The organism is Gemmobacter sp. 24YEA27 (genome assembly GCF_030052995.1).
Taxonomy (GTDB): domain Bacteria; phylum Pseudomonadota; class Alphaproteobacteria; order Rhodobacterales; family Rhodobacteraceae; genus Pseudogemmobacter.
On sequence record NZ_JASJPW010000001.1, the window covers coordinates 2,954,024 to 2,977,713 of the forward strand.

17 protein-coding genes, 1 other RNA gene, 2 pseudogenes and 1 riboswitch are annotated in these 23,690 nt (G+C 64.8%); of the genes and pseudogenes, 13 read left to right on the forward strand and 7 right to left on the reverse strand.

The features are described 5' to 3' along the window. Window positions 1–69 precede the first annotated feature (69 nt). Both dusA and QNO18_RS14760 read right to left on the reverse strand, forming a co-directional pair. Window positions 70–1,074, reverse strand: a complete 1,005-nt coding sequence (dusA, locus tag QNO18_RS14755; protein ID WP_283178281.1) for a tRNA dihydrouridine(20/20a) synthase DusA — start codon at window positions 1,072–1,074, stop codon at window positions 70–72. A gap of 669 nt (window positions 1,075–1,743) precedes the next feature. Beyond that, window positions 1,744–1,890: pseudogene (locus QNO18_RS14760) on the reverse strand (IS5/IS1182 family transposase); the annotation flags it as partial. 441 nt (window positions 1,891–2,331) lie between these two features. On the opposite strand from QNO18_RS14760, the gene dhaL (QNO18_RS14765) reads away from it, so the two are divergent. The 8 genes from dhaL (QNO18_RS14765) to QNO18_RS14800 all read left to right on the forward strand — a co-directional run bounded on the left by dhaL (QNO18_RS14765) (window position 2,332) and on the right by QNO18_RS14800 (window position 12,668). Then, window positions 2,332–4,062 carry a dihydroxyacetone kinase subunit DhaL gene (dhaL, locus tag QNO18_RS14765; protein ID WP_283178282.1) on the forward strand — a complete coding sequence of 577 codons (1,731 nt, stop codon included), beginning with the start codon at window positions 2,332–2,334 and terminating at the stop codon, window positions 4,060–4,062. A gap of 1 nt (window position 4,063) precedes the next feature. After that, complete coding sequence (gene dhaL / locus QNO18_RS14770; protein WP_283178283.1) at window positions 4,064–4,717, forward strand: dihydroxyacetone kinase subunit DhaL; 654 nt, start codon at window positions 4,064–4,066, stop codon at window positions 4,715–4,717. After that, a complete protein-coding gene (locus QNO18_RS14775) occupies window positions 4,717–6,765 on the forward strand; it encodes a bifunctional sugar-binding transcriptional regulator/dihydroxyacetone kinase subunit DhaK (RefSeq protein WP_283178284.1) in 2,049 nt (682 codons plus the stop codon). The genes dhaL (QNO18_RS14770) and QNO18_RS14775 overlap by 1 nt, the downstream gene beginning before the upstream one ends. Window positions 6,766–6,931: 166 nt before the next feature. Next, window positions 6,932–7,915, forward strand: coding sequence for an ABC transporter permease (locus QNO18_RS14780; RefSeq protein ID WP_092898255.1), 984 nt, complete (start codon window positions 6,932–6,934; stop codon window positions 7,913–7,915). Window positions 7,916–7,992: 77 nt separating this feature from the next. After that, the gene (locus QNO18_RS14785) at window positions 7,993–8,994 is read left to right on the forward strand and encodes a substrate-binding domain-containing protein (RefSeq protein WP_283178285.1); all 1,002 of its coding nucleotides are present in this window, start codon (window positions 7,993–7,995) and stop codon (window positions 8,992–8,994) included. Between the two features lie 82 nt (window positions 8,995–9,076). Further along, window positions 9,077–10,669: a sugar ABC transporter ATP-binding protein gene (locus QNO18_RS14790; RefSeq protein WP_283178286.1), complete on the forward strand. Its 1,593-nt coding sequence runs from the start codon at window positions 9,077–9,079 to the stop codon at window positions 10,667–10,669. Beyond that, a complete protein-coding gene (locus QNO18_RS14795; RefSeq protein ID WP_283178287.1) occupies window positions 10,666–11,685 on the forward strand; it encodes an ABC transporter permease in 1,020 nt (339 codons plus the stop codon). Before QNO18_RS14790 ends, QNO18_RS14795 begins: the two co-directional genes overlap by 4 nt. 38 nt (window positions 11,686–11,723) lie before the next feature. Continuing rightward, window positions 11,724–12,668 (forward strand): sugar kinase, encoded by a 945-nt coding sequence (locus QNO18_RS14800; RefSeq protein ID WP_283178288.1) that lies wholly within the window; start codon window positions 11,724–11,726, stop codon window positions 12,666–12,668. An 81-nt stretch (window positions 12,669–12,749) separates the two neighbouring features. Here QNO18_RS14800 and QNO18_RS14805 read toward each other — a convergent pair whose 3' ends face one another. Then, the gene (locus QNO18_RS14805; RefSeq protein WP_283178289.1) at window positions 12,750–13,730 is read right to left on the reverse strand and encodes a sugar-binding transcriptional regulator; all 981 of its coding nucleotides are present in this window, start codon (window positions 13,728–13,730) and stop codon (window positions 12,750–12,752) included. A gap of 162 nt (window positions 13,731–13,892) precedes the next feature. Here QNO18_RS14805 and QNO18_RS14810 point away from each other — a divergent pair, with 162 nt between their 5' ends. Continuing rightward, window positions 13,893–15,941: a bifunctional aldolase/short-chain dehydrogenase gene (locus QNO18_RS14810; RefSeq protein WP_283178290.1), complete on the forward strand. Its 2,049-nt coding sequence runs from the start codon at window positions 13,893–13,895 to the stop codon at window positions 15,939–15,941. A gap of 319 nt (window positions 15,942–16,260) precedes the next feature. On the opposite strand, the gene bluB is transcribed toward QNO18_RS14810, so the two are convergent. Further along, window positions 16,261–17,031 carry a 5,6-dimethylbenzimidazole synthase gene (gene bluB / locus QNO18_RS14815; RefSeq protein WP_283178291.1) on the reverse strand — a complete coding sequence of 257 codons (771 nt, stop codon included), beginning with the start codon at window positions 17,029–17,031 and terminating at the stop codon, window positions 16,261–16,263. A gap of 49 nt (window positions 17,032–17,080) precedes the next feature. After that, window positions 17,081–17,264: riboswitch (cobalamin riboswitch) on the reverse strand. A 351-nt stretch (window positions 17,265–17,615) separates the two neighbouring features. Between bluB and QNO18_RS14820 the strand changes: the two genes are divergently transcribed. Beyond that, window positions 17,616–18,017 carry a polymer-forming cytoskeletal protein gene (locus QNO18_RS14820; RefSeq protein ID WP_283178292.1) on the forward strand — a complete coding sequence of 134 codons (402 nt, stop codon included), beginning with the start codon at window positions 17,616–17,618 and terminating at the stop codon, window positions 18,015–18,017. Window positions 18,018–18,106: 89 nt separating this feature from the next. On the opposite strand, the gene QNO18_RS14825 is transcribed toward QNO18_RS14820, so the two are convergent. Then, window positions 18,107–18,535: a DUF1489 domain-containing protein gene (locus QNO18_RS14825; protein ID WP_283178293.1), complete on the reverse strand. Its 429-nt coding sequence runs from the start codon at window positions 18,533–18,535 to the stop codon at window positions 18,107–18,109. Window positions 18,536–18,797: 262 nt separating this feature from the next. Here QNO18_RS14825 and QNO18_RS14830 point away from each other — a divergent pair. Further along, a pseudogene (locus QNO18_RS14830) lies at window positions 18,798–21,024 on the forward strand (adenosylcobalamin-dependent ribonucleoside-diphosphate reductase). A 9-nt stretch (window positions 21,025–21,033) separates the two neighbouring features. Here the strand turns inward: QNO18_RS14830 and QNO18_RS14835 are convergent. Both QNO18_RS14835 and ssrA read right to left on the reverse strand, forming a co-directional pair. Beyond that, on the reverse strand, window positions 21,034–21,891 hold the full coding sequence (locus QNO18_RS14835) for a YoaK family protein (RefSeq protein ID WP_283178294.1): 858 nt from the start codon (window positions 21,889–21,891) through the stop codon (window positions 21,034–21,036). A 133-nt stretch (window positions 21,892–22,024) separates the two neighbouring features. Continuing rightward, window positions 22,025–22,380, reverse strand: a transfer-messenger RNA (tmRNA) gene (gene ssrA / locus QNO18_RS14840). A gap of 320 nt (window positions 22,381–22,700) precedes the next feature. Here ssrA and QNO18_RS14845 point away from each other — a divergent pair. Next, entirely contained in the window at window positions 22,701–23,297 is a 597-nt protein-coding gene (locus QNO18_RS14845) for a TetR/AcrR family transcriptional regulator (protein WP_283178295.1), read from the forward strand. A gap of 100 nt (window positions 23,298–23,397) precedes the next feature. Then, window positions 23,398–23,640 (forward strand): SMR family transporter, encoded by a 243-nt coding sequence (locus tag QNO18_RS14850; RefSeq protein WP_349293865.1) that lies wholly within the window; start codon window positions 23,398–23,400, stop codon window positions 23,638–23,640. Window positions 23,641–23,690 lie beyond the last annotated feature (50 nt).

The window sequence follows — 23,690 nt, forward strand, 5'->3', positions numbered from 1 at the left end:
AAAACCCTTCCAATCCCCTCCACCTGGCCGCGTGAAGAACTGCCTGCGCCTGGCTCGGTCGAAGGTCTGTCACGCAGGCAGCCGGGTGACCTGCTCCAGCGCCTCCAGCACGACATCAACCCCTGCGCCCTCACGGCTCGCTTTGGTTGACAGCACCTGACGCCAGCCCCGCGCGCCGGGCAGGCCGTGAAACAGCCCCAGCATATGGCGGGTGACCTGATGCAGCCGCCCGCCATCAGCCATATGTGCGTCGATATAGGGAAGCATCTGGCGCACCACCGCGTCGCGCGACAGCAGCCGCTCCTCACCCCAGAGCCGATCCGCCCCGATCAGCACATGGCCGGGATCGTGGTAAGCCGCCCGACCGGTCATCACCCCATCAAGCCCCTGATCAAGCAAGGTTTTAGCGGCTGTGAGATCGGCGACTCCTCCGTTGAGGCAGATGGTCAGGTCCGGGAAACGGGCCTTCATCCGCAAGACGAGGTCATAATTCAAAGGCGGGATCTCGCGATTCTCTTTCGGCGAGAGGCCCTGCAACCAGGCCTTGCGCGCATGGATGATGAAATGCGTGATCCCGGCCCTGGCGAGGCGCTCGATAAAGGCAGGCAGCACCGCCTCTTCGTCCTGATCATCGACCCCGATCCGGCATTTCACCGTCACCGGCACATCCGCCTCGGCCTGCATCGCGGTCACACATTCCGCAACGAGATCGGGATCCTTCATCAGCACCGCGCCGAAACAGCCCGACTGCACCCGGTCGGAAGGGCAGCCACAATTCAGGTTCACCTCATCATAGCCCCAGGGGCGCGCGATCCGCACCGCCTCGCCCAGTTCGCGCGGGTCAGAGCCGCCGAGCTGCAGCGCCACCGGATGCTCTTCGCCGGAAAAATCCAGCAGCCGCGCTTTGGGCCCGTGAAGGATCGCAGGCGCAGTCACCATCTCAGTATAGAGCATGGCGCGACGGCTCATGACCCTGTGAAAATAACGACAATTTCTGTCAGTCCAGTCCATCATCGGGGCAACGGAAAGCCGTTGACTGCCGTAAGCACCTTGATTTTGGTCAGTTATCTTCATTTTCGCGGTCATACGAGCTTACACATTCTGGCAGATTTTCGACCATCTCTGAATGTTGCATGTCTCCGGGCCCTGCGGGCTGGTGAAGTGTCATACATGTCAACGACAGATGGACGGACCGTAACGGACGGCACGAGCGCGTTCATAACGCAGATCGTGCGCAGGGGCCACGGGTTCCAGGAATTGCGATCTTTCGACCGCGAAAAGACCGCGAAAGCCTGGGCAAGGCAGCGCGAGGCCAACATTGACGCGATGGATGCGGAAAGCCAGAGGCCGAAGCCGCCCAGGTCGCCGACGCGGCTGACCGGCAGGCCGCATCCATCTTCTTGCCCGTGTGCTTCTTGCCCGTGTGCTTCTTGCCCATGTGCCGCGCCGATACCTCGCGGGCTGCCATCGCGGATGCCCTGAACGCTGCCAGGGTGTCACCCCGCATCAGCGGGTGATGATATCGCGTTTTTATGTTTGCCCCCGTTCTGGAAGGCTGCTGATTAAGTCCTGCGCCTGGAATGTCGGTCTCGCATGTGAGGCAATTTGCGCCCTGGTCTGCCGGGTCTGCGCGCGGCTCGGCATGGTCTGGCCTGGCCGGTTCCCCTCAGGCGCGAGGCAGTTTGGGCAGTCTTGCGAGATTTCCGGTCGCCGGCGGCAGCCGCCCGGTCGATCGGTCAGCCAGCTTCGGTTTTCCATCAGCGCATGACCAACGAAGCATAGCATGGCCCAGGTGCCCGGCGACAATCTGTAAAGCCGCACGTCGGGGTCGGTGGTCGGGGGATCGGTCGCATTCGAACGTCACGCGCCCCGGATGTCGGTCTCAGCATTCAGGGGGCTAGGCTTTGGGTTCGGCAGCGGGCGGGGTCGGGCCTGGTCACGACAGACCATTAACCCCCTGGATTCGCCGAGGGAAACCCGCTTGCCGGCGGTTTCTGCAACAACACGCATCACCGCTCTCCTGGGTGGAGCATCGCAGCCCCCCCTGCACAGAGATGCCGTCGGGGCGCAGTCACATCGCCACAGCACATTTCCAGCCGCACTGGCAGCAGGGATATTTGTGCCGTCGGGGCGCAGCCGAGGCAGATCTGACATTTTTCAGTTGTGTCTTGACAAAAATCAACCGGCGCGAAAAAACAGGCGCAGGACGGGGCCGGCAGCTTTGCAGCCCGCCGTCCGGAGGAGACCAGCTCAGTCCGAAATCCGGCCAGATCGCGCAGCCTGCGCGGGGCATGGAGACGGCCTGGCTGCGAACGGAAAACGGGATCAGATATGCAACGCTTCCTCAATAACCCCGACGATATCGTCGATGAAACTGTCGCGGGATTTGTCCGTGCGCATCGCGATCTTGTGCGGCTTGATCCCGACAATCCGCGTGTGGTCGTCTCGACGGCGGCACCGCAGCCGGGCCGGGTCGGCATCGTGACCGGCGGGGGGTCGGGGCATGAGCCGGCCTTTATCGGCTATACCGGCCGCAATATGGTCGATGCGGTGGCGGTGGGAGAGCTGTTTTCCTCGCCGACCGCCAAAAGCTTTGCCGATGCGATCCGCGCAGCCGATGGCGGCGCCGGGGTCGCGGTGCTCTACGGCAACTATGCCGGCGACAATATGAATGTGCGCATGGCGAAAGAGATGGTGACCCCCGACGGGATCGAGGTCGCCACAGTCGTCGCCAATGACGATGTCTGCTCGGCCCCGCTGGCCGAGCGCGAGCGCCGGCGCGGCGTCGCGGGCGAGATCTTCATGTGGAAGATCGGCGGCGCGAAGGCAGCCAAAGGCGGTTCTCTGGCCGAGGTAATCCAGGCCGCGCAAAAGGCGATTGATGCCTGTCGGTCGGTCGGTGTCGGCCTTGGGCCCTGCACCCTGCCCGCCGTGGGCCATCCGAATTTCAAAATCGAGCCCGGCACGATGGAGGTCGGGATCGGCCATCACGGCGAGCCCGGCGTCCGGGTCGAAGCACTGAAAACCGCCGATGCGGTGGCGGATGACATGCTGGACATCGTGCTGGGTGATCACGGGCTGCAGGAGGGCGCCGAGGTTTCGGTGCTGCTTTCGGGCCTTGGCGCAACGCCGATCAACGAGCTTTATGTGCTTTATGACCGGATCGAGAGCCAGCTGGATGCCAAGGGCATTCATGTTCACAAGGCTTTCGTCGGCAATTACTTCACCTCGCTTGAGATGGTCGGCGCGACGCTGACCGTGATGGCGCTGGATGCCGAGCTGAAAGAACTCCTCGATCTTGCAGCCGAGGCGCCTGGCATGGCCACGGGTGCGGTGGCAGCGCCGAAAAACGCAGGGGTGGCCCATGGCCGCCATGCCGCCAGCGCGGCTGCGACCGCCACCACGATTGCAAAGAATGTCACCCTCACCGGCGCATCTGTGCCGGTGGCGGGCAGCGCCGGGATTGTCCGCGAGATCGCCGCCGTGATCGTCGCCAATAAGGCGCATCTGTCAGAAATCGACGGGCTGATCGGCGATGGCGACCACGGGATCAATATGGCCAAGGGCTTTGGCCGCGCCGCAGACCGGATCCCGGCGGATGCCAGCCTCGATCAGGCGCTGCGGATCCTCTCGGATGTGCTGATGAGCGAGATCGGCGGCTCGATGGGCCCGCTTTATGGCTTCATGTTCCAGGGGATGGCCGATGAAGTCGCAGGCCGCCCGGGTCTTGATGCCGATGGTTTCGCCGATGTGATGAACGCGGCCCTGGCGGGGGTGCGCAAGACCGGCTCGGCCCAGGTGGGTGACAAGACACTGATCGATTGCCTGGTGCCTGCGGTCGAGGCCTTTGATGCGGCGAAAGCTGAGGGCCTTGCCGCTGCACTGACGGCGATGTCTGAGGCCGCAGTCAAAGGCCGCGACTCGACCGTTGATCTGGTGGCAAAGATCGGCCGCGCCAGCCGGCTTGGGGAACGCTCGCGCGGGGTGCCGGATGCCGGCGCGACGTCCTGCTGCCTGATCCTGACCACCCTGGCGGATGCCGCCCTGAAGCGGCTGGCCTGACATGACCGGTCTGAGCGCCGCAGATGTGACCGACCTGTTCCGCACCGTCTCGTTGCGGATCGGCGAGGCACGCGCGGCGCTTGGCGCACTTGACGGCGCCATCGGCGATGGAGACCACGGCAATTCCATGGCCGAAGGCTTTGCCGCCCTGACCCGGGCGCTCGTCACCGCAACCCGCGAGGGCAAGGGCGCGGGCGACCTTTTCCCCGTAGCCGCCGAGAGCTTTCTCGATGCGGTGGGCGCCACCACCGGGCCGCTTTACGCCTCGGCCTTCCTCAGCGCCGGGCAGCTGTTCAGCGGCATGGACAGCATTCCTGCCGCGCGCATCCCCGAACTGGTCACCGCCTTCGATGAAGGCATCGCAAGGCGCGGCAAGGCGAGCGTCGGCGACAAGACCATGCTCGACGCCTGGCGGCCTGCTGCGCGTGCAGTTGCCGCCGCCGGCCCCGACCCGCTGGACGCGCTCGCCGCCGCCGAAGCCGCCGCAAGCGAGGGCCGCGATGCCACCCGCGCCATGGTTGCAGCCCTTGGCCGTGCCGCGCGGCTGGGCAGCCGGACGCTGGGCCATATCGACCCGGGCGCGGCCTCGGCCGTGATCATCATCCAGGGGCTGCGCGAAGGCCTTCAGGCCCATCTTGCGCGGGGGGGCAGCTGATGGCCCTGAAACCCGAAAGCGGTGCGCTGGCGGAAATGCCGATGCGCTTTGGCGATGATGCGCTCCTCTGGGCCGCCTGGCTTTATTACGAGGACGGGCTGACCCAGAGCGAGATCGCGCAGAAGATGGGCCTGTCGCGTGCCTCGGTGAACACCTGGCTGGCCGATGCCCGGGCGCGCGGCCTCGTCAATATCGAGATCCAGCCCGAGCGCTTTCGGGCGGTCTCGGTTGCGCGCGGGCTGAAGGACCATTTCGGCCTGCATGACTGCCTTGTGATCCCCTCGGAAGGCGACGGCAAACCGCTGATTGAACGGCTTGGCCAGGCCGGTGCGATGGTGCTGAAGCGGCTGGTGCGGTCGGGCGACACGCTGGCGGTGACCTGGGGGCGGTCGGTGCTGGCGCTGGCTTCGGCGCTGGATCATCCCGGGCTTGCCGATATCCGCGTGGTTCAGGCCACCGGCTCGACCACGGCGCGCATCGCCTGGACGCCAGAAGCCTGCGCCTCGCGCCTTGCCTCGGCGCTTGGTGCACGCTGGATCCCGCTCTCGGTGCCCGCGATCGTTTCATCACCCGCGATGCGCGCCATGCTGATGGAAGAGCCGGTTCTGGCAGAACAGCTCCAGGTCCTGTCCGAGGCCAATCGCATCATCATGGGCATCTCATCGATGCGGCCCGAAAGCACGATCCACAGCTCGGGATTCCTCGAAGGCGTCGACCGTCACGCCCATTACCAGGATGCAGTCGGCAGCCTGCTCGGCCGGTTCATCTCGGCCAGGGGCGAGCTGGTCGCGGGGCCGGTCAATGACCGTACCATCGGGCTGGATCTCGACGGGCTGCGCCGCGTGCCGCAAAAGATCGCGGTGGCGGGCGGTATCGACAAAGTGGCCGCAATCCTTGCGGCATTGCGCGGCGGGCTGATCGATGTGCTGGTGACCGATGCCGCCACCGCCCGCGGCGTGCTGACCGCCGATGGCTGGCAGGAAAGCAGCCGCCGTCCGGCACCCGTGGTGCCCGCAATCGCCACCCGCAGCCACGGCAAAAAACTGATCAACGAGGCACGGAACGCCGTTGATGAGAGCCTCGCCGGCGCGCTGCTGGCGCATGAGGCGCTGATCAGCCTTGTCCCCGGCACCAGCCGCGCCGTGATGGCAAAGCACGGCCCGCGCCCGGGCAAAGTCGGCATCGTGATCGGCGGCGGCGCCGGGCATGAGCCGGGATTCTGGGGCTATGTCGGCCAGGGCCTCGCCGATGCGGCGGTGGTGGGGAATATCTTTGCCGCCCCTCCGCCCGGCCCGATCCTTGCGGCCAGCCGCGCCGTCGATGGTGGCGCCGGGCTTTTGTACATTTTCGGCAATTTCTCGGGCGATGTGATGAATTTCGAGATGGCGCGCGAGATGGCCGAGGCCGGCGGCATCCCGGTGCGCCAGATCATCACCACCGATGACATCGCCTCGTCAGAACCCGACAGCCGTGGCTCGCGCCGGGGCGTTGCGGGCAATGTCTTTGTCTTCCGCATCGCGGGCGCTGCCGCCGATCTTGGCGCCTCGCTTGAGGCCTGCGAGGCGGTGACGCGGCGCGCGGCGCAGCGTGTCTATACGATGGGCCTCGCGCTGGAACCCGCCCGCCTGCCCGATACCGGTCGCCCCGGCTACGAGCTGGGCGCGGATGAGATGGAGATCGGCGTCGGTGTCCATGGCGAGCCCGGGGTGGAGCGGCAGCGGCTGGTCTCTGCCGATGATGCCGCCGATCTGCTGCTGGACCGGATCCTTGCCGAAATGGTGCCCGCGCGCGGTGACCGGGTGGCGGTGCTGGTCAATTCGCTGGGCGGGACGCCCGCGATGGAGCTTTACATTCTCACCCGCCGCATCCGGCAGCGCCTGACGGCGCATGGCATCACGGTCAGCCACATGCTGGTCGGCCCCTATTACACCTCGCTGGATATGGCGGGCGTCTCGCTCTCGGTCCTGCATCTCGATGATGAGCTGGCGGCGCTGATGGATCATCCCTGTGACGCGCCGGCGCTGATGAGCAAAGGGGGCCGCGCATGACCCGCTGCCCCGCCGGAAACCAGACCAGAAAACAGGCCACACAACAGGCCACACAACAGGCCCATGACATACGACAGCAAGCATTGACATTTGTCACGGGCCAGTGTCGATATACAGAACCGGATCAGGGCGCGCCGTCTGCCCCTGCCCCGGCGGGAGGAAGACTGTGATCAAGACCGCTGACCGCCAGACCGTGTTTCTGGCCCTGATCAATGTGATTGTGCTGGTGGCAGGCGCCCTGCTGGCCGGGGCGAATTTCGTTGACAGCTATAATCTGCAGGTGATGGCCGCGCAGGTGCCGGAACTGGGCCTGCTGGCGCTTGGCGTCGCGCTGGCGATGATTTCCGGCAATGGCGGCATCGACCTTTCCGGGATCGCACTGGCGAACCTTGCCGGCATCACCGCCTTTCTGGTCGCAAGCCGCATCCTGCCCCCGGGTGATGCGCCGATGGCCTTCTCCTGGACCTTCGCCGGGATCGCGCTTTGCGTGGGTCTGGCCGGTGGACTGATCAACGGGCTGATGATTGCCTATACCGGGCTCACGCCGCTGATCGCCACGCTCGGCACCCAGCTTCTGTTCACCGGGATCGCGGTCTGGCTGACCAATGGCTCTTCCGTCAGCCTTGGCTATATCCCGCCGCTGGATGATTTCGGCAATCTGCCGGTGCTGGGTGTGCCGCTGTGTTTCGCGCTGTTCGTGCTGATCGCCGGGCTGATCGGCTATCTGCTGCGCTTCACCCCCTTCGGCGTCAAGCTGATGCTGCTGGGATCGAACGAGAAAGCCGCGCGATATGGCGGTATCCCGGTGAAGCGGATGATCGTCATCACCTATGCGATCTGCGGCATCCTCGCCTCGGTTGCGGGCATCGTGATCGCCTCGCGCGCCGGTTCGGTAAAATGGGATTACGGCAGCTCTTACGTGCTGATCGCCATCCTGATCGCGGTCTTGGGCGGGGTTAAGCCCGAAGGCGGATATGGCCGCGTCCTGTGCGTGCTGCTCGCCGCCACCGCATTGCAGATGCTGTCGAGCCTTTTCAACTTCCTCGGCATCTCAAATTTTTTCCGCGATCTGGCCTGGGGGGTGCTGCTTCTGGCGCTGCTGGCCTCGGCGCGGGTGAATCTGTCGTACTGGTTCCGACCAGCGCGATAACGGATGCGGCGCCGGCCCCGCAGGGCAGGCCGGATCGCTGCAAGACAAATGCCCCTGAAAACCGGAGGAGGACTACCATGAAAACACTCGCGAAACTGGCCGGAAGCGCCATGATCGCCGGTGCGATGGTCGCAGGCGCGGCCATGGCCCAGGACAAGCAGTCGATCACCACCGTGGTCAAGATCACCGGCGAAGGCTGGTTCGTGCGGATGGATGAAGGTGTGAAAGCCTTTGCCGCCGATCACGCCGATATTGACGCGGTTCAGGTCGGACCGGCTCAGGCCGATGCCGCACAACAGGCCCGCATCATCGAAGATCTCGTGGCCAAAGGCGTCTCGGCCATCGCGGTCGTGCCGATGGACCCGGCCGCTCTTGAAGGCGTGCTGCGGCGTGCCCAGGCCCGTGGCATCAAAGTCATCGCGCATGAAGGCGACAGCATCGTCAGCGCCGATGCCGATATCGAAGCCTTCGACAACGCAGCCTTCGGCCGCAAGATCAATGACGGCCTTGCGGAATGCATGGGCGGTGAAGGCAAATGGACGAGCTTTGTCGGCTCGCTCGGCAGCCTGACCCATAATATCTGGGCCGATGCCGGTGCTGAAAGCGCCGCCGCAAACCACCCGGGCATGGAGCTGGTCGCCGCCAAGAACGAGTCGTTCAACGACGCGAACAAGGCCTATGACAAAGCAAAAGAAATCCTGCGCGCCTATCCGGATATCAAGGGCTTCCAGGGTTCTTCCGCCATCGACGTGATCGGCATCGGCCGCGCCGTCGAAGAGGCCGGCCTTGTCGGCAAGGTCTGCGTCTATGGCCTCGGCCTTCCGAAAGACACCGGCCCCTATCTCGAATCCGGTGCGGTCAACCGCATCTACTTCTGGGATCCGAAAGACGCGGGCTATGTCATGAATGTCGTCGCTGCCAAAGTGCTGGCAGGCGAGGAAATCGCGGATGGCGCCGATCTCGGCGTGCCTGGCTATAACGCCGTCACCGTGACGCAGGGCCCTGGCAAGGGCATCATCATCCAGGGCGCTGCCTGGGTCGATGTCGGCAAGGACGAATACAAGAACTACCCGTTCTGATCTGCCTTCCCTGACCGGACAACCAGGCGAAGGCGCGGCATTCTGCCCGCGCCTTCGCATCCACAAGCTGAGGACGACCGCGATGCAATCGCAGCCAGGCCAGACCAACCAATCCACCGGCCAGAAGCCCTTTCTGGAAATCCGCAACCTGCGGAAGTCCTTCGGCGGCGTGCAGGCGCTGAAAGATGTCAGCCTCACGCTGGAGGCGGGCCAGATCTATCATCTGATGGGCGAGAATGGCTGCGGCAAATCCACCCTGATCAAGATCGTCTCGGGCGCGCAGAACGCGACCTCGGGGCAGATTTTCATTGATGGCGAGGCCACCGGCCCGCTGGCAGGCGATATCGGTGCCATCGGCGCGCTGAAGGCAGGGATCGAGACCGTCTATCAGGATCTCTCCCTGCTGCCGAACCTGTCGGTGGCAGAAAATATCGCGCTGACCGGCCAGCTGGTCGCAGCAGGCGGGCGTCTGGCGCGGCGGCTGAAACGGGCAGAACTGTTCGCCACCGCCGCCAAAGCGCTGGCCGAGGTGCATCTGCCGACCGACGCCGCCTTCCTGACGCGCCGCACCGATACTTTGCCGCTCGCGACCCGCCAGCTCGTGGCCATTGCCCGCGCCATCGCGGCCTCGGCGCGGCTGGTCATCATGGACGAGCCGACCACCTCGCTGACCCGGCAAGAGGTCGAGAACCTGCTTTCCGTGGTGCGCCGCCTTCTTGACCAGGGCGTGACAGTGCTCTTCGTGACCCATAAGCTCGACGAGGTGAAATCGCTGGGCGGGCACGCGATCATCATGCGCGACGGCCTGAAAGTGGCGGAACGCGAGGTCGCCACCACCAATAAAGCCGAAATCAGTCAGCTGATGACCGGACGCGAGATTTCCGAGGCCCGCTACCGGACCGAACCGAAAATCGGCGAGGGGCTGCTGGAGGTCGAGAACCTCACACAGACAAACGCCTTCCGGAATCTGTCGCTGAGCCTGCGCAAGGGCGAGATCCTCGGCATCACCGGGCTTCTCGATTCCGGCCGCAATGAACTTGCGCTGGCGCTGTCGGGCGTGCGCCCGGCGAGCAGCGGCGCAATCCGGCTGGAAGGCAAATCCGTCTGGCCGAAAAACCCGGGCGAGGCGATCCGGGACGGCATCGGCTATGTTCCCGAAGACCGCCTGACCGAAGGGCTGTTTCTGGAAAAACCGATCCAGGACAATGTGACCCTGCCGGTTCTTGACCGGCTGAAAAACGCAATCGGCATGATCAGCCCGAAACGCGCGCGCAAACTGGCGGAAGACCAGATTGCCGACCTCCAGGTCGTGGCACCGAATGTCGCGGCCCCGGTGCAGTCGCTCTCGGGCGGCAATCAGCAGCGCGTGCTGATCGGGCGCTGGCTGACGATCGAACCTCGCCTTCTGATCCTCCACGGCCCGACCGTGGGCGTCGATGTCGGGTCGAAAGACACCATCTTCCGCATCATCCAGCGCCTTGCGGATGAGGGGATGGGCGTCATCATCATTTCGGATGACCTGCCCGAGCTTTTGCAGAATTGCGACCGGATCGCCGTGATGCGCCAGGGCGCGATTGCCGCAACCTATGACGCGGCGACCACCAGCGAAGATCGCCTCTATCAGACAATGGCCGGCGCAGCGCCCGCCGTCACAGACCTGGAAATGCCAGCATGACCGACGTCCCCGCTTCCGCCGCAACCCCGGGTCTGCCCGCGCGCATCTGGGATCTGATGGGCCGCCGGCCCGAGCTCTTCACCCTTGCCCTGATCGTGGTCACGGTGATCGGCGTGGCCATTGCAAACCCGAATTTCTTCGCGATGAACAATGTCTTCGACATCCTGCGTGCCTCGGTGGTGCGGGGGATCTTTGCGATGGGCGTCCTTGTGGTGCTGGCCGCAGGCGGCATTGACGTCTCCTTCACCGCCATCGCAGCCTTTGTAATGTATTCGCTGACCATGCTGGTCACGAATATCTTCCCGGGAATGCCGCTTTGGGTGATCCTGCCGCTGGCGGCCCTGGGCGGCGCGGTCTTTGGCGTGATCAACGGGCTTTTGGTGCATTCCCTGCGCGCGCCCTCGCTGATCGTCACCATCGGCACGCAATATATCATCCGCTCGGCGCTGCTGACCTTTGTCGGGACGGCCCTGTTCATGAACCTGCCCGCCTCGATGGAGGCCTTCGGCAAGGCCTCCCTCATCACCTGGACCGGCGGGACCGGGGTGATCTCGACCCTGCCTGCGACCGTGCTGGTGCTGGTCGTGGTCGCTTTCGCCACCTGGTTCATCCTTGAGCGCACCCTGATGGGCCGCGCGATCTTTGCCTCGGGCGGCAATCCGGGGATTGCGGAACGCCTTGGCTTCAATCTCTTCCATATCCGGCTGTTTGTTTTCGGCTGGGCGGGGCTGCTGGCTGGTATCGCGGGCATCGTGCATGTCGCCTCGAACCGTCTTGCAAATCCTTTTGACCTGGCCGGGATGGAGCTTGAAATCATCGCGGCCGTGGTGCTTGGCGGCGCGCGGATCACCGGCGGCTCGGGCACCGTGATCGGCACGCTGCTCGGTGTGCTCCTGATCACGCTGGTGAGCAATGTTCTGGTCTTCGTGGGCATCCCCTCGACGCTGCAGCTTGCCATTGTCGGCATCTTCATCCTGATCGCCGGCACCATTTTCGCGCTGCGCCAACGCAACTGAGCAAGGCGCGGCTGATTAACCTTCCGGGAGGAACCACCATGAGCCATGATGTTTCGGTCATCGGCCTTTATATCCTTGACGTGCTGGGGCGGCCGGTCGATGCGATCCCGCCGGGCGGCTCTGTCGCCTTTATCGACGAAATCCGCCTGACCGTGGCCGGTACCGCCGGCGGTACCGTGGTCGATCTGGCGAAACACGGGCTGAACTGCCTTGCGGTTGGTGCGGTTGGTGATGACGAAAAGGCCGATTTCGTGCTGGCGACGCTGGCGCGGTTCGGGGTCGACACGAGCCAGATGCAGCGCCTTGCGGACGTCCCGACCTCGGCCTCGATCCTGAACATCCGCCGGAATGGCGAGCGCCCTGCCCTGCATCAGCGCGGTGCGTCAGATCATTTCGACATCATCCCCGAAACGCTGGATGCGGTGCTGGCAGCCCCGATCATCCATCTCGGCGGCACCGGTCTTCTGGCGAAACTCGATGGGGAGCCGAGCGCGAAGCTTCTGGCTGAGGCCAAGCGGCGCGGGCGGACGACCACCTTTGACCTCCTTGGCGCCGATGAGAATACGATCAACCTCGTCGCGCCGCTCTTCCCGCATATCGACTATTTCATGCCCTCGGTCGAAGAGGCCCAGGCGATTTCCGGCGCGACGACGGTCGAGGCCGCGGGGCGCTTCTTCCTCGATCGCGGGGTGAAACAATGCGTCTTTACGCTTGGCGGGGATGGCGTCTGTTTCATGGATAACAAGGGCGCCGTCGTACGCCAGCCGGCATTTGAGATCGAAGTGGTCGATACCACCGGCTGCGGCGATGCCTTCGACGCGGGCTTCATCACGGCACTGCATCATAAAATGGATCTGAAAACCGCGCTCAATTTCGCCCAGGCGACGGCGGCGCTGGTGGCGACCGGGCTCGGGTCAGATGCGGGTGTGCAGTCGTTCGACCATACGCTTGAGTTCATGAATACAGCGAAGATCAAAGGCTGAATGCCCTTTGCCGAACCGCCGGAGGGGTGTTGCATCCCTCCGGACCTCTCCTTGTGTGATTTTATCGGGCGAAAGAAAGCGTCAGGGGGTCTGTGCCAGCAGGCCCGCGGCTGTTTCGGTATCGGTTACCAGATGGCTGACATAGCCGCCCTTCAAAGTGGCGCGCAGCGCGGCGATCTTTCCCGGGCCACCTGCGACGCAGACCCGGCGGGGGATGGCGCGCAGCTCTTCAAGTTCGATCCCCATCATACGGCTGTCAAAATCACGGCGGATCTGCTGCCCTTCGGCATCGAGGAAACGGCAGATCAGCACCGCTTCGGCGCCATCTGCGGCATAGGCGTCGATCTCATCCGTGCCGGCGATGCCGGCAACCCGCATCGTGCTGTCCGGCCCGAGAGCGCCGAGACCGAAGACGATGGTGCGCGCTTTGCGGATCAGCGCGAATTGCTCGGAAAGTGCCGGCTCCTCCCGCAAGGCGGTGCAGAGCGCGGCGCTCGACAGCACCGCCGGTGCATGCATCACCATGCTCAGCGCGCCGAGATTGCGCGCCATGATCGCCGTGCAGAGCTCGGCCGAGAAATCACGCCGCCCCATGGCCGCGCCGGTGACCTGGACCACGCTCAGCCCCTCGACGGGCTGCGAGATCGCATCGGCCACCGCCAGCACCGTGCGACCCCAGGAGATGCAAAGCGTCTCACCCGGGGTCAGCATCCGCTCAAGCTGCCGCGCCCCGGCGGCGCCAAGGGCTGCAAGTCGCGTCGCCGCATCGTCTCCGGGCTGCACCGGCACCACCAGCGCCTCTTCGAGGCCAAAGCGCGCGGCGAGGGCCAGCGACAGCGAATGCCGCGCCATAACGCCCGCATCCATGCTGATCCGCACCGCGCCGCGTTCGCGCGCTTCCTGGAGATAATTGACCACGCTGGCACGCGAGACGCCGAGCCGCGCGGCGATATCGCTCTGGTTCAGGCTTTCCTCATAATAGAGCCAGGCCGCCCAGATCACGATATCGTCGAATTCTGCCGGCACGGCCCCCCGCCCGCGTATCTGCGCCTCTGCCGACATCAGTCCCCCTGCCCGTCACGCCCAGTCATGCCATCAGCTTTGCCACGAAACCCAGGCCTTGGCGAGGCTTTCACCGATCTCTTTCGTACTCGCATTGACATTTGACACCAATAACTGTCATTTGACATCAACTCAGACCTGAATGTCCAAGGAGAAGATCCGATGCAATCCCTGTGGTCCGATGCGGATTTCGAGAAAACCGTTGCCGCCTATGTCGCGGCCGGCGTGAACCGCGATGTGGCGATCCGCACCTGGACGACGCGGCTGCTGGGCCAGGTGCCGCAGCTGGTGCTGCATGGCGGCGGCAATACATCGGTGAAAACCGTGATCAATGACCATGACGGCACGCCGGTCGAGGTGCTCTGCGTCAAGGGGTCGGGCTGGGATATGGGCCAGATCGAACCGGCAGGCCTGCCGGCGCTGCGTCTGGCCGAGCTGAAGGCGATGGTGAATTACGAGACGCTGTCGGATGACGATATGGTCATGCTGCAGCGCCGCCTGTTGCTGGATCCGGCCTCGCCCAACCCTTCGGTCGAGGCGATCCTGCATGCGATCCTGCCCTTCCGCCATGTCGATCACACCCATGCCAATGCGATCGTCGCGCTGACCAATCAGCCGAATGGCGAGGCACTGATCCGCGCGCTTTACCCCGAATATATCGTCATTCCCTATGTGATGCCGGGCTTTGACCTCTCGAAGGTCTGCCTCAGGGCCTTTAATGAACGCCCCGATGCGCCCGGGATGATCCTGATCAAACACGGGATCTTCACCTGGTCCGACGATCCGCGTGTCGCCTATGAGGCGATGATCGAGGCGATCACCCGCGCCGAAAACCGCATCGCAGAGGGCAATCCGAAACCCTTCGGCACCGCGCCGGTGCTGGGCGGGCTTGCAGACGCGGCAGAGATCGCGCCGATCCTGCGCGGCGCCATCGCATTGCCGGGCGCGCAGGAAGGCCTGCCCCGCCGCTTTGTGATCGAACATCGCGTGACCCAGGATATCCTGGACTTCTGCGGCGCGGAGAATGTCGAAAGCCTGACCCGGCGTGGCAATGCGACACCGGAACATGTCATCCATATCAAGCGCTTCGGCCTGGCACTGCCCGCGCCAAAAGCGGGTGATCTGAAGGCCTGGGCGGCGCTGGTCCGCGAGAAGATCGCGGGCTATATCGCGGATTACACCGATTATTTCACCCGCAACAATGCGCGCGCGGGCGGCATCAAGACCATGCTCGACCCGATGCCCCGCGTCTTCTACGTCGAAGGCGTCGGTGTCTTTGCCGCTGGTCCGACTGCGAAAGCCGCCCGGATCGGGGCCGATGTCGCCGAGGCGACGATCCAGGTGATCCGGGGTGCCGAAGGGATCGACGCTTTCGAGGCTCTGCCCGAGGAAGACCTTTTTGATCTGGAATACTGGTCGCTGGAACAGGTGAAGCTGAAAAAAGTCGCCGAAAAGCCGCTGACCCGCCAGGTTGCGGTGATCACGGGGGGCGCCGGTGGTCTGGGCCTTGCCATGGCCGAGGCCCTGCGCGCGGAAGGCGCCGAGATTGCGCTGCTTGATATCGACGGCGCGAAGGCCTCCGAAGCGGCAAAACGGCTGGGCGGCATCGGCATCGGTTGCGATCTGACCGATGCGACGGCGGTGGATGCGGCGATTGCGCAGGTGTCGCTGCGCTTTGGCGGCGTTGATATCCTCGTCTCGAATGCCGGGGCGGCCTGGCAGGGCGCGCTTCTCGACGTGTCGGATGCCGATTTCCGCGCTGCCTTCGAGCTGAATTTCTGGGGTCACCACTATGTTGCCCGCGCGGTGGTGCGGGTGATGCAGGCCCAGGGCACCGGCGGCGCGCTCTTGTTCAACGTCTCGAAACAGGCGGTGAACCCGGGTCCGGACTTCGGCCCCTATGGCACGTCGAAAGCCGCCCTGATGGCCTTGATGAAGCAATATGCGGTGGAACATGCGGCGGATGGCATCACCTCGAATGCGGTCAATCCGGACCGGATCCGCACCGGGCTGATGACCGACCAGATGATCGAAGAGCGCGCCCGCGCCCGGGGCGTCACGCCCGAGGTCTATATGCGCGGCAACCTGCTGCATCGCGAAGTCACGGCAGAAGATGTGGCCCAGGCCGCGCTAGCATTGATCCGGGCGCGCACCTCGACCGGGGCAGTGTTCACCGTCGATGGCGGCAATACCGCCGCGATGCTGCGCTGAGCCAGCCCGACCTGCCCTTTGGCCTGACGCCGGCGGCACGATGTCGCCGGCGCCTTCGTCTGTGCCACACCTGCGGTCCCCCGGGCCGCAGGACAAGCACCGCCGGGACAGGCCGTCCCTCAGCTGCTGCCTGAACCGGATCAAGTCCGGTCGCAGACCGGGCCACTGTGCGGGAAGCAATGTTATCCTTTTTATCCTTCTGTGGCTGACGGGCCGTCATTCTCCCGATCACTGGTCATTGCCAGCCTTCGCCGCGACAACGGCTCTGCCCGTGGCGGCGGCCTGTTCCGGCCTTGCGCGGGACGGCAGCGGCAGATCCTCAGCGGCCCTGCCAGCGGTCGGCGAAGACCATGTCTTCCAGCCGGTGACGCTGCCCCCAGCCCCGGACCTCGAGCTCAGGCCGGTCATAGAGGTCGCGCACATGACCAAGGCACAGGAGCGCCACCGGCACCACATCATCGGGCAGATGCAGGATGCGCTTCAGATCACTTTCGCGGAAGATGCTGACCCAGCCGACGCCGATCCCCTCGGCCCGCGCGGCGAGCCAGAGGTTCTGCACCGCGCAAACTGTGGAATAGAGGTCGGTCGCGGCATCATGGGTGCGCCCCAGCACCACCGGACCGCCACGTGTGCGATCACAGGTGACGCAGAGGCAAAGCGGCGCCTCAGAGATCCCCTGGAGCTTGAGCTGCGAATAAAGCGCGCGCCGCCCCTCGCCGAACATCGCCGCCGCCTCGGCATTGGCGGCCTCGAAAGCGGCACGGATATCGCTGCGTACACCAGGATCGCGGATCAGGATAAAATTCCACGGCTGAGAGAGCCCGACGGAAGGCGCGGCATGGGCCGCCGCCAGGAGGCGGAGCAGCAGATCCTCGCTGAGCGGATCGGGCAGGAACTGGCCCCGCACATCGCGCCGCTCAAAGATCGCGCGGTAGACGGCGGCGCGTTCCTCTGCCGAAAAGGCAGCGGCGGTGCCGGGCGCGCGCAGGTCAGGCCCGGAAGTGCCCGGATCTGAGCCAAGTGGACCGGAAGGGAGCTGTTCGGCAGGAGCGTGATCGCAACGGGCCGCGAGCGGCAGTTCTATCGGCATGACATTTCCCCTGTCAGGCAAACCGGCGCCCCTGCTGCCGTCCGCGCAGCCGGGGCCGTTCTGGTCTGGCCGGTCTTCTGGCTCGGTTTCATCCCGAAACGGCGCCTTCCCGGCCAAAGCCAGTGGCATCTGCCGCCCGGTCCGCAAAAGCGGTCCACCTTACAGCGTTGGGCACGCGGCGGATTTGCACCGCCTTCCCGATTATCCCTCCGGCCAGGGGCGGCACAGGGTCAGCGCCCTTGCCCGGGCCGGAGAGCACCAGACAGCGTCACTATCAGAGAAGTCCGGCCAGAACGCAACCGCGCCGCCCCCTGATTCGCAGCGACAGGATGCGCCTTGCGATCCGCCCCCGGCCGGCATCGCCGCCCGCACCAGACAGGAGGCCCCGCCCCCAAAGAGCGCGTCTCTCTGTTTCATGCGCCTTTTCACCGGCTTTAGGATGCCGGACGCCGCCCCGTCCCGTCGTGATCATTAAGTTTCGGCAGAAAACCGGCTTTCCCCGGCCTCTGCGGTCGCAGTCCACTTGACCCTCGCGCCGCAATTCCGCCTTATCGCCCTCGAGACGCTTTCAGAAAGATCCCCCAATGTTCTCGAAAACTGCCGCTCCGAATGGCGAGCCCGGACAGGCTGGCTCCCAGGCGACCACGCCTTCATCCGGCGCCAGCCGCAGCAATGCGACCCGTTCTGTGCTGGGCTCTGACCTGAAGATCACCGGCGAGATCAGCTCGACCGGCGCGCTTGAGGTTCTGGGCGAGGTCGATGGCAATATCACCGCCGACGCGCTGGCGGTCGGGCAGCATGGCCGCATCTCCGGCTCGGTCAGCGCGAAATCGGTCGAGGTGCATGGCCGTCTCGACGGCAAGGTCGACAGCCAGCATTTCATCATGCGCGCCACCGCCCAGGTGACCGCCGATATCACTTACGACACCCTGGTGATCGAGAGCGGTGCCACCATCGAAGGCCGCTTCACCCGCGGTCGCGGCTGATCACCCGCATCTGAAATGGCCGATCTGAACCGGCACCGGTCGGCAGTTCAGAGCGGGGAGTTCAGATCGGGCCAGATGCGCAAAACGCGTCAGCGCAGGCCGATCTCGGCCAAAGCGCGTTCCAGGTCCGGCGGCAGGCTGTCATCGCCGTCCCGGCCCAGCGTCAGGTCGCGCGGCACGTCCTCCGGGCCGATATAGCGCCAGCCCTGAAACGGGCGGCGCGGCGCGGATTCGGTGCGGATGATCTCGCGGTCCATCACGATGGCGCAGCGGCTGATGCCATCACCGGTCTCGACCCGTTCCAGCGCGGTGATGCGCTGCCGGCAGAGGATCACCCCCTTGATCACCCAGTAAAGCGAGCCGCCCGCCAGCACCTCGGCCTCGCGTTTGGGCCACATGCGGGTGACATGCACCGCCTGCCCCGACGGCCAGCGTGCCGCATTTTCTTCTTGCCAGGTCGCAAGATCCCCGATGCTTTCGGCACCGACACAAAGCTTGAGTATATTCACGAATCCCATGGCCGGATCATAGGCGCCTGCCCCGCCGCCGCAAGATTGACCGATGGCCTCCGCCTCCCTATCCTGTGGCTCTGGCCGGATCCGGCGCAAATGCTGGCCCAGTCCTCGCGCCGCTGACGGCCCTCTTTGCCGGAGGGTCTGCACCTTGCCCGATACTGCACCCGATGCTGACGCCGCCGACCGCCTGACCGGCCCCGCTGCTCAGGACGGGTCTGTCGCGCAGGATGGGTTTGCCACCCCCATCGCGGCCCGGATCTGGGATATGAAATACCGGCTGAAGAACGCGGATGGCACACCCATTGACCTGACCGTCGCCGACAGCTGGCGCCGTGTCGCCCGCGCCCTTGCGGTGGACGAGCCTGACCCTGCCGCTGCTGAGGCCCGGTTCATGGCGGCGCTGGAAGGCTTCCGCTTTCTGCCCGCCGGTCGCATCCTGGCCGGGGCCGGCACCGGTCGCGCCGTCACGCTGTTCAACTGTTTCGTCATGGGCACGATCCCCGATTCGATGGAGGGGATTTTTCAGGCCCTGAAAGAGGCCGCACTGACGCTGCAACAGGGCGGCGGCATCGGCTATGATTTCTCGACCATCCGGCCGAAAGGCGCATTGGTGGCGTCTGTGGCGGCGGATGCTTCGGGGCCTTTGTCTTTCATGGATGTCTGGGATGCGATGTGCCGCACCATCATGTCCGCCGGCGCGCGGCGCGGCGCGATGATGGCGACATTGCGCTGCGATCACCCTGATATCCTTGACTTTATCAGTGCCAAACAGGATGCGGCGCGGCTGAGGATGTTCAATCTCTCGGTGCTGATCACCGATGCTTTCATGGCAGCGGTGAACGCGGATCAGAGCTGGGATCTGGTCTTTGGCGGCAGGGTTTATCACAGCCTGCCCGCCCGCGCGCTCTGGGACCGGATCATGCGCGCGACCTATGATTATGCCGAGCCGGGCGTGATCTTCATCGACCGCATCAACCGGATGAACAACCTCCATTATGCCGAGGTGATCAGCGCCACCAACCCTTGCGGCGAACAGCCGCTGCCGCCCTATGGCGCCTGCCTGCTCGGGTCGGTCAACCTCGCAGCCCTGGTGCGGGACCCTTTCACCGAAGCGGCCCGGATCGCGGGTGATGAGCTTGCCGATCTTGTCGCGACCGCCGTGCGGATGCTGGATAATGTGATCGACCAGTCGCGTTTTCCCCTGCCTGAACAAGAGGCCGAGGCGCGGGCCAAGCGGCGGATCGGCCTTGGTGTCACCGGGCTTGCCGATGCGCTTTTGATGTGCGGGCTGCGCTATGGCGCGGATGCGGCGGTGGCCCAGACCGATGCCTGGCTCAAGGCGCTGTCGCGGGCGGCTTACCTCGCCTCGGTCGATCTTGCGAAAGAACGCGGCCCCTTCCCGCTGTTCGAGGCTGAGGCCTTTCTCAGAGGCGGCACCATGGCGGCAATGGACGGGGATATCCTCGACGCCATCCGCAGCCATGGCATCCGCAATGCGCTGGTGACCTCCATCGCGCCCACGGGGACAATCTCGCTTTATGCAGGCAATGTGTCTTCGGGGATCGAGCCGGTCTTTGCCTGGAGCACAAGGCGCAGGGTATTGCAAAAGGATGGCAGCGCGCGCGAGGAGGAGGTCGGGGATTACGCCCTGATGCGCTGGCGCGCGCTCCATGCTGACGCGCCCCTGCCCGCGCATTTCGTGACCGCGCAGGAGCTGGCACCGATGGATCATCTGCGGATGCAGGCGGCGGCGCAGCGCCATATCGACAGCTCGATCTCGAAGACAATCAACTGCCCGGCGGATATCCCGTTCGAGGCCTTCCGCGATGTCTATCTCGCCGCCTGGGATATGGGCTGCAAGGGCTGTACCACTTACCGGCCCAATGCGGTCACAGGATCGGTGCTGAGCGTCGCCCCCGCCCCCGGGGACAGCGAAACGCCCCGGGACGCGCCGCTGCCGCGCCCCGCCACGCTTTCGGGCGAGACCTATAAGATCCGCTGGCCGGGCTCGGAACACGCGCTTTACATCACCGTCAATGATATCGTCTCGGGCGGGCGCCGCCGCCCCTTCGAGGTCTTCATCAACTCGAAAAACATGGAGCATTTCGCCTGGACGGTGGCGCTGACGCGGATGATCTCGGCGGTGTTCCGGCGGGGCGGCGATGTGTCTTTCGTGGTGGGCGAGCTGAAGGCGGTGTTCGACCCGAGGGGGGGCCTGGATTGACGGGCGCTATATCCCCTCGATCCTCGCGGCGATCGGCGGTGTGATCGAACGCCACCTGATTGCGACCGGCTTCATCGCGGGCGAAGGCATGGGGCTGCAATCCGACCCCGGCGCCCTGCCGCCGGCCGAGGCCCCCGGGAGCGGGATGGGAACCAGGGCCGGAGAGCCCGGACTTCAGGCCATCTGCCCCAGTTGCGGATCCTTTGATCTGCGCAGGGAAGAGGGCTGCCTGATATGCCCCAGTTGCGGCTTTTCGCAATGCAGCTGAGGCCCGTCCTCAGCTGCGCCGGCAGCTCCAGAGTGCCGGCAGCGCCATCGCCAGCAACAGGCATCCCAACGGCAGTGAGAACCCGAACCCGATCCGCGCATAACCAAGCGCCCCGGTCACCCCACCCAGAAAGAAGGTGAGAACCAGCTGCGCCATCATCCGCATCCGGTGCCAGTCAACCCTATGGACTGCGTCGGGCGAATGGCGGCGATACAGCGCGCGACCGAGGCCGATGCCGATATCGGTGATCATCGCCGTGGCATGGGTGGCCCGCAGCCTGCCGCCCGAGATCTTGGTCACGGTGGCGTTCTGCATTCCCATGGTGAAACAGAGGCACGCCATGCACCAGAGCCGCCAGGCCGCGCTTTCAAACCAGCCGCCGGTGGCAAACAGCATCAGGCAAACGCCCTGCACCGCCACGCTCACCGCATATTGGCGCCCCGGCAGATGCAGCCGCGCCCAGTGGATCAGGGCCGAACAAAAGGCGGCACCACTGACAAAGGCGCCGATGGCGATCAATGCGACCAGGCAGATCCACCATTCGGCCACCACCAGGTGATCGGCAAGCTGCGACATGTAGCCGGTCACATGCGAGGTATATTGGCCAAGCGCGAAGAACCCGCCCGCATTGGCGGCGCCGGCGGTGAAGGCGATGACCGTGGCCAGCAGCAGATCCGCCCCGGCAGATCGCCGATGCCCAGAATGACCCGCGCCGATTGCAGCGGATGCAGAATATGACGGTGCCGTTTCACAGCAATGCCTTTCGGGAATGCCACACTGGCAATTTGCCCGCCGGGACCGGATCAGGCGCCGGGGCGAGGCCTCATTGCCATAGCGCGGCTGCTCTGGCGGGAAAAGCCTTAGCAATACCGTAACGGATACCGGCGGCCCATGTATGGCGGTATCCGAACGGCGATGATGGTGAAAGCCACCATAATCGCGGTCGCGATGCAGGTCCTTGCGACCTGAGGCACAGGTGATCGGGCCGAAACGGGGGGAAGGTGCAGGTTTCTGTTGCCAGGTACCTGCGAACCCCGCCTTACGCGGCTAAGCGCAAGGACTTAGGTTTGGTATTGAGAGCTGCTTACGCAGCCATCGCCACCGGAGCACTGTTGTCATTGGCAACTGTGATCATGGACCGATAACGGTGGTACCTTACCGAGCGAAAGCTGGCCTCTTTGAACGTCCGTCGATCCTGTTTCGGCCCCACACGCCCGCAATGAACGGGAGATTTGGTGGAGCCGCCGGGTACCGCCCCCGGGTCCGAGCCGCCTATTACAGGTGCGTTTATCGCCATAGTCCGGGTTGCCCCGGACAAGAAGGAATATAGGACCACACCTGACCGGGCGCAAGCGGCGGCAGAGACCGGCGCCATTAAATCCCTAAACCCATCGCTTATGGCCCGGACCTGTTTACGATCCGGACCTTATGCTCCGACATGCGATGACCCGAACTGGCATTCCGGATCTGCCCGACAGCGGTGCCCCGTCCGGCACAGGTGACCGATACTGCAATACAGGGCTTTGCCGGGCGCGCGACAGCGAGCCGCCTGCCTTGCAGCGCGGGCCTGGAGCTTTTCCCGTCTTTTTCAGCCCCGGGTAAAGGCCGAAGACTGCAATGTCGGCAGGCAAGAAACCTGTTGCCGATTACATACCAAGCGGTATGTAATTGCCGGTATGACCGCAGCCCCGCCCTCGCTTCCGCCGCCCTCGCTTTCCCCGGCGTCGTCGCCCCGTCGCCGCCAGCCCGAGATTTTGCGGCGCCGGCTGCTTGATGCGGCGGCGGCGCTGGCGGTCGCAGGCGGGCTCCAGGCGATGACCATCGCGGCGGTGGCCCGGGCCGCCGGGGTGACCAAGGGCGGGCTTTTTCACCATTTCCCCGACAAAGAGGCGCTGATCACCGCGCTGTTGCGCGATCTCCTCGATCATTTCGATGCGGCCATCGACCTCAGTATGGCGGCTGATCCCGAGCCCCAGGGCAGCTTTACCCGCGCCTGGATAGCCGCCACGCTTGACCCGGGGCTGGCGGCTTCGGCGCCGCTGAACGCGGTCCTGCTGATGAATCCCGGGATGCGCAGCCTCTGGTCCGACTGGCTGCGTGCCCGGCTTACGCGCCATGCCGCAACCGATTCCGGCCCCTGGTACGAGATCCTGCGCCACGCGGCGGATGGCTTCTGGCTTGCCGATCTCTGGCAGGTCGAACCCGATCTGCGCCAGCCGATGGCAGACTTATGCGCAAAATTGCTTGACCTGACCCGAAGGAATCCCGGCTGATGAACCCTACGCTGACAACCTATGTCACGCTCCTCCTCGCGGTCTCGCTGGAGGTGATGGCGACCTCGCTTCTGCCCAGACACGGCAATTCACCAAAGCGGTGCCGACCATCCTCATGCTCTGCCTTTATGGCGGCGCCTTTTTCTTCCTGTCGCAGGCGCTCAAGACCCTGCCGGTGGGGATCGCCTATGCGATCTGGTCAGGATTTGGCATCGTACTGATCTCGATGATCGGCTGGATCTGGCTGAAACAGTCGCTTGATCTCGCGGCGGTGATCGGGATTGGGCTTATCCTTGCCGGTGTGCTGGTGATCAACCTGTTTTCCCAGGCCGCTCCGCATTGATTTCCGTCACCAGACCGTCATGCTTCCGTTACGCTGTACTGCCATTGAGA